The organism is Streptomyces sp. (assembly GCF_035563135.1).
GTDB lineage: Bacteria > Actinomycetota > Actinomycetes > Streptomycetales > Streptomycetaceae > Streptomyces.
In genome coordinates this window covers 1-6,518 of record NZ_DATMVN010000127.1, presented here as the reverse complement: position 1 = coordinate 6,518, position 6,518 = coordinate 1, and the positions used below count along the sequence as shown (strand labels likewise).

Genomic DNA, 6,518 nt, shown 5'->3' with positions numbered 1-6,518 from the left:
TGACGGGGTGTCAACCCGATCACGTTCCGGGCCCCGAAGCCAGCAGCCGCCACCGAGAACGCCTCTTCGGGTGACCCGTATGCCCGCCCGGGGCCCCGCTCACCCGGTGCTCAGGAGCCGCCGCGTTCCTTCCGCGGGGAGCCGGGCCCGTGGACGGCGGAGCGGCCGGAGCTGTCGTTCTCAGCCTCGTACCGGAGGCCTTCCTCGGAGGCGCCGACGGTCCGCCCCGCGGCTCCGGTGCGGTCCGTGCGCCCCTTGGCGCCCCTGCCCGTCACGTCCTGGCCATGGTGCCTCCAGGACACCTCGCCGTCCCCGCCGGGGCCTGAGCAGCAGCCGGTCACAGCGAGCAGAAGGATGACGAGGCGGGGACGGTGTCGTGCCCGGACGGCCCGCTCAGGCCGTCAGACGGCGCAGAACCGTGCGCATCGCGCGGCGTACGGCCTCGCTCGACTCTTCGGTGCGGTCGGCCGTCTCGAAGCTGTGGTGGCCGTTCGGCACGTCGATCACCTCGATGTCCGCCCCGCACGCGTGCGCGGCGGTCAGGAACCCCTCCACGGTGGCCGCGACAGAGGCCTCCTCCAGCCCGGCCCGGACCAGCACGATCGGCAGGGAACCCGCGTGGGCGACCGCTTCCGCCGGGTGGAAGCGGCTGTCGAGCCGTCCCCAGTTCGGCAGAGGCGCCATGACGGGGTAGTTGGCCGCCAGGCAGCGCAGCCACGGCGGGGTCTTCCCCATCCAGTCCGCGGTGAGCGGACCGCTGCCCGAGAAGAACCACAGGGCGACCCGGTCCGCGTCCACCCGCGGATCGGCCCGGACCCGCTCCACCGCGTCCGCCAGATCGGCGGCGGCCTGCTCGTAGTCGGTCACGGCGTGCAGCCGGTGGTCGAGGGTCACCCCCACCACCCCGTGGCCGGCGGCGTAGCGGGCGTAGCCCGTCAGGACCGGCCAGTCCCGTGGGGTCGGGCGGGCCTCGCGGGGGACCGGGCCGCCGTGCACGAAGACCAGCGCCGGGCGGGGTCCACGCGCCGCGGGCGGCACGTACAGGTCGATGGTGCCGCTCCGCTCACGGGGGAGCTCGGGCACCTCCAGCAGGAACGGCTGCACCCGTGCGGCGTCGTCCACCGGAGTCAGCCGTCGGCCCTCTCCTGCCACGGCCTTCAGAAGCGTCACGGCCAGCGCCGCGGGGCTCGACAGCATCGGCCAGTGCCCTGTGGGCAGTTCGAAGAAGGTCACCCGGGGATCGACCAGTGCCCGCAGCGTGGGTTCACCGAAGTCCGCACGGGCCTGGACCATCGCGATGCTCGCTCCGTTGCCGCTGCACAGAATCCCGGCCATGGGCAGCGTGGCCGCCGCGCCGGTCAGTCTCAGGGGCTGCAGGAGCGTGTCCAGCGGCTGCGGCGAGGCGAGGGCGGTGAGGCGGTCGAGTGCCGCGTCGGGGACGCCCGCGGTGCTGCCCCAGAGCTGCCAGGCATCGCGCGCCGGAGGCGGCAGCTCCGCGCCTGCCCCCTCCCCCCGTCCCCCGGCGGCGCGCAGCACCTCTTCGCGCAGGCCCTGGTCGGCCACCGAGGCCAGTGCCGGGACACCGTCCTGGGGCAGCCCCGAGTCCAGATACACGATCCGGGCGACCGTCCCCGCCCGCCGGTCGGCCGCACCCACCACCGGATGGATGCCGTAGTCGTGACCGACCAGCACGATCTCCTGACCGGCCGTCCGCCCGACCGAGTCGATCACCGCGAGGACGTCCGCGATGTGCGTCTCCAGATCGATGCCCGTACCAGCGGGGGGACGGGGTCCGCCGAGTCCGCTCAGGGACACCGCACGGACCTCGGCACCCGCCGCGGTCAGTCGCGCCGCCACGTCGGCCCACACGTGCGGGCCGGTGAACACACCGGACACCAGGATGAACACGGTCATGGTCTCTCCTCGACACACTGTCGTCCGCAGACCGGCCCGATCGCCCGGCCTCTTCGCGGGTACCGTAGGAACTCCCCCTGAGGGAGGTTCAAGTGTTCTCGTCGTACGACGGCCTGTGCGGCATCGGTGAGCTCGCCGAGCGTGCGGGAGTCAGCGTCAAGACGGTCCGTTTCTACTCCGACAGCGGTCTGCTGCCCGAGACCACCCGCAGCGCCGGCGGACACCGCAGGTACGGCCCCGGCTCCCTCGGGCGGCTGCAGATGATCCGCTCCCTGCGCACCATGGACCTGCCGGTTTCCGCGGTGCGCCGCATCCTGGAGGAGGAGGACACCGCGGGTCGTGCCGGCGGTGCTCTGGAGGATGCCGTCGCCGGGCAGTTGCGCTCACTGGGTTCCGAGCTGAGAGCGCTGCGCTGGAGAGAGGCAGCGCTCCGCTCGGTGCAGGAGTGCCCGGCCGCCGAACGCGCCGACCGGCTCCGTCTGATCGGCGCGGTGACGGCGCCACCGGACACCGCGCCCCTGGCGCGGTTCTGGCGCGCCTGGCTGCCCCCGCGGATGCCGGCCCGGTCCGTCACCGCCTTCCTGGAGGCGGCGATCCCTCAGCCTCCCGAGGACCCCGAGCCCCGCCAGGTGCTCGCTTTCGCCCGGCTGAACGCCTTGGTGTCCCGCCCCTGCGGCAGGGACGAGCAGACCCAGCCGCATGCGCACCGAGCCGCGGGAGCGCGTGCGTCGGCCATTCTGTACGCGGGCCTGGCGAGGGCGTACGAACTGGCGGGCGAAGAGATGCGCCAGGCCAGGGACCCGCACCCCGGGGACGCGCTGGACGGGTTCGTGGACGCCTACGCGAGCGCCCGGAAGACCGCGGACACCCTGGAATTCCGCCGCGTGCTCGCCCGGCGGCTCGGCGCCGATCCGCGCATCGACCGGTACTGGGAGCTGACGGCCGAACTGGTCAGCCCCCGGGCCGGTGGGCCGGAGCCGACGCCCGGGTCGGCTCACGACTGGCTCGTCGCCGCGCTGGAAGCCCAGCCGGGGGTGGCGCAGCCCGCGTAGGACAGCCAGGGACGGCCGGGGCGCCCCGCCTCCCGTGGGCGAGGGCGCGGGGCCGGGGGATCACGGACGTACGGCCTGTCCCTGCACGGTGCCTTCCACGGCCCTCGCACGAGCGCGGGCGGCCTCGGGAACCGGCGTACCGTCCGCCCCGCCCGCACCCGTGCTCTCCAGGGCCTCCTTGATCCAGCCGGGGCTGATGGAACCGGGACGCGCGCGTCAAGGTCCGGCACCTCGTCGACGAGAGCGTCCAGGGAGGAGGACGCTTCCGGATCCACCCTGAACGGGCCGCTGCGTGAGGCCCTGACGACCTGATGAGAAGCCGCCGGCGCGCCGGCGGCGGCACGGCCGACCGTCCCGGTCACCCGTATCCCCATACCGAGGACCATGGCACCGGGGAGGCTCCGCGTGCGCGTGTCCGCCCCTCCTGCGTACCAGCAGACAGCCGGCGGGGTGCGTCCTGCGCACCCCGCCGGCTGTCCTGCCCGTTTCGTGTCACTGAGGTCTTCCGAGCGCCCAGCCCGTCACATCGGCCAGGCGTCCGCGCCACAGGGGCAGCCGCAGTGACCCCGTCCCGCCGAGGACCAGCGTGGCGTCCCTGAGATGGATCCAGCGCGGCAGCTGCGTCGTGCCGTCCTGGCCACTGAGTTCTCTGATCCCCTGGTCCACCGTCTCCGGGAACTCCGCGATCAGGTTCGCGCCCTCACCCTCCACCTGGCGAAGGCTCCGCGCCCAGTCCGCCTTCCACGCCTCGTGGCCGATCACGTCTCCGTGGAGTACGCCACCGGCCAGAGCGAGGGTGATCGGCAGGCTGGAGCGCTGTTCTCTGTCCAGCAGTTGGATCAGCAGCTGAAGCTGCAGATCGGGCACCGGCTCCGTCATCACCGCGGTCGTATCCGGCCGTATCCCGACAGACTCGCTCATGGACCACTCCCTTCACCTGACAAGCGCCAGGTGACAGCCCGTATGCCCCCGGCGGGAGCTGTCACACCTCAGGGCACCGAGTCGTACGGCAGATCCGAAGGAGGGCAGCCCCCGGCACCGCGAGCACCCAGCACGGCGAACCGATGGAAGAGAGTGATGCCGCACCACGGCAGTTCGCCCGTGCCACCGCCGGCTCCGTGCCTCACAGCCATCGGCGGATCGGCAGGACCGCCACCTCCCGCATCCGCTGCACGGCCGAGCGGCGCTTCCACCGCTCGCCGTCGATCAGCGTGCTCCGCTCCACGTCCTCCTCGAAGTGGGCGTCCAGCGTGGCGGTGAACTCCCGGTCCAGGACCGTGAGCATCACCTCCTCGTCGTGCTCGAGCGAGCGGCGGTTGAAGTTGGTCGAACCGATCAGCGAGGCGACCCCGTCCACCGTCAGCGCCTTGGTGTGGAGCATGGTCGGCTGGTACTGGTAGATCTTCACGCCACAGGCGGTCAGCTCCTCGTAGTGGTGCTGACCGGCCAGCTGGCACACCCGCTTGTCCGTGTGCGGTCCGGGAAGCAGCACCTCCACGCAGACACCCCGGCGGGCGGCGTCGCACAGCAGCTGGACGAAGTACGCGTCGGGTGCGAAGTACGCCGTGGTGAGACGGACCCGCACCTCGGCGGACTCCAGCACGACACGCAGCAGGGTCTGCATGTCCTGCCAGCCGAAGCCGGCCGAACCGCGCACCACCTGGACGACCGCGTCACCGTGCTGCGTGGCGTCCACGAACCTGTCGCGCTCGGTGAACAGCTCGTCGTGGCACTCGGCCCAGTTCTGGGCGAACGCGGCGGCCAGGCCGTCGACCGCCGGGCCCTGCACCCGAACATGGGTGTCCCGCCACTCACGCTCGTTGCGGGCGTCACCGCACCACTCCTCGGCTATCCCGACCCCGCCGGTGAACGCAGCCTCCTCATCCGTGATGAGGACCTTGCGGTGGCAGCGGTGGTTCTGCTTGAGCGGCGAGAGGTACAGCGGCTTGCGGAACCAGGCCACCTCCACCCCGGCCTCGTCCATCAGCGCCAGCTGGTCCTTCTCGATGAGCCGGGAGCCGAACCCGTCCAGCAGCAGCCGCACCCGGACACCGGAGCGAGCCCGCTCCGCCAGCGCCTCGGCGAACTCGCAGGCGATGTCCCCGCGCCAGTACACGAACGTCATCATGTCCACCGTGTGCTCGGCACCCCGGATGGACTCCAGCATGGAGGCGAAGATCTCGTCCCCGTTACGGAGCGGAACGAGCTTGTTGCCCTCGGTCGCGGCAATTCCGATCAGGCGTTCCAGTCGCCGTCGCAGCCGCTGCGCGCGCTGCGCGTAAACGGTGTCGTCAGGTTCGGCCTGCGTGGGTCTCTGATCTATGTGGCTGGACATCTCTCACCTGGTGAACGGGGACTGGGCAGGGCGACTGTACTCCCGTGGCGCCACGCGCTCCGGAGCGGTATTCGGCCAGCTGCCGGCCGCCCCGTGATTCCGGGGTCCGGCGCCTGGCGGAATACGGCCGGAGGAGTTGATCCCCAGCGCGGCACGGTGCTTAGGATGCGGCCATGCCGGACGCCCAGCCACGCCCCGAGCCCTTCATCCAGCAGACGGCTCCCGCAGCGCTCGAAGACTTGCGCGCGCGGCTGCGTGCGACCCGCTGGCCGGACACGCCCGAGGACGCCGGGTGGTCGCTCGGGACCGACCTTGCGTTCCTCCGTGAGCTCGTCGCGTACTGGGCGGAGGGCTTCGACTGGCCGGCCCAGGAGGCCGCGCTCGCCAGGCTGCCCCGCTTCAGGGTTCCGCTGGGCGGCCTCGGCATCCACTTCGTGCACGCCCGTGCCGCCGCTCCTGCCGGGTCCGCGCTGCCGCTGATCCTCAGCCACGGGTGGCCCGACTGCTTCTGGCGCTACTCCAAGGTCATCCCGCTGCTCACCGACCCGGGCGCGCACGGCGCCGATCCGGCCGACGCGTTCGACGTGGTCGTGCCCGACATGCCCGGCTACGGATATTCCGACCGGCCCGCCGGCCCGCCCCTCGACTCCATCGCCGTCGCCGGCCTGTGGGCGGAGCTCATGACCGTCCTCGGCTACGAGCGGTTCGGCGCGGCGGGAGGAGACGCCGGCAGCCACGTGAGCCGCGGTCTCGCCCTGGACCACCCCGGCCGGGTCGTGGCCGTCCACCGTACCGACGCCGGCCTGCCCGTATTCACCGGCGACCCGGCCGACCTGGCGCCGGAGGAGAGGGACTGGATCGACGGCGCCGTGGCCTGGGGCGCGGCCGAGGGCGCCTACGCCGCGATCCACCGTACGAAGCCCCAGACCGCCGCTTTCGGACTCAACGACTCACCGGCCGGGCTCGCGGCGTGGATCGTGGAGAAGCTCCAGGCGTGGAGCGACTGCGACGGTGACATCGAGCGGAGCTTCACGAAGGACGAGATCCTGACGAACGTCACGCTCTACTGGCTGACGGAGACCATCGGCTCGTCGATGCGCATGTACCGCGCGAACGCCGCCATCCCGCCCGCGCAGCTCGCCCGGCGGGTCGAGGTGCCGTCCGGCTTCTCACTCTTCCGCGGCGACGTCGTCCGCCCGCCGCGGGCATGGCTGGAG

6 protein-coding genes are annotated in these 6,518 nt (G+C 72.4%); 2 read left to right on the top strand and 4 right to left on the bottom strand.

The features are described from left to right. Positions 1 to 110: 110 nt before the first annotated feature. Complete coding sequence (locus VN520_RS05550; RefSeq protein WP_325745713.1) at positions 111 to 302, bottom strand: DUF2945 domain-containing protein; 192 nt, start codon at positions 300 to 302, stop codon at positions 111 to 113. Between the two features lie 91 nt (positions 303 to 393). After that, entirely contained in the window at positions 394 to 1,914 is a 1,521-nt protein-coding gene (locus tag VN520_RS05545; RefSeq protein ID WP_325745712.1) for a dienelactone hydrolase family protein, read from the bottom strand. 92 nt (positions 1,915 to 2,006) lie between these two features. On the opposite strand from VN520_RS05545, the gene VN520_RS05540 reads away from it, so the two are divergent. Continuing rightward, a complete protein-coding gene (locus tag VN520_RS05540) occupies positions 2,007 to 2,966 on the top strand; it encodes a MerR family transcriptional regulator (RefSeq protein WP_325745711.1) in 960 nt (319 codons plus the stop codon). A 492-nt stretch (positions 2,967 to 3,458) separates the two neighbouring features. Here the strand turns inward: VN520_RS05540 and VN520_RS05535 are convergent, their stop codons facing one another. Next, positions 3,459 to 3,887 carry a hypothetical protein gene (locus VN520_RS05535; RefSeq protein WP_325745710.1) on the bottom strand — a complete coding sequence of 143 codons (429 nt, stop codon included), beginning with the start codon at positions 3,885 to 3,887 and terminating at the stop codon, positions 3,459 to 3,461. A 202-nt stretch (positions 3,888 to 4,089) separates the two neighbouring features. Next, positions 4,090 to 5,301, bottom strand: coding sequence for a phospholipase D-like domain-containing protein (locus tag VN520_RS05530; RefSeq protein WP_325745709.1), 1,212 nt, complete (start codon positions 5,299 to 5,301; stop codon positions 4,090 to 4,092). Between the two features lie 173 nt (positions 5,302 to 5,474). On the opposite strand from VN520_RS05530, the gene VN520_RS05525 reads away from it, so the two are divergent. Then, on the top strand, positions 5,475 to 6,518 hold a 1,044-nt coding region (locus tag VN520_RS05525), incomplete at its 3' end, for an epoxide hydrolase (protein ID WP_325745708.1).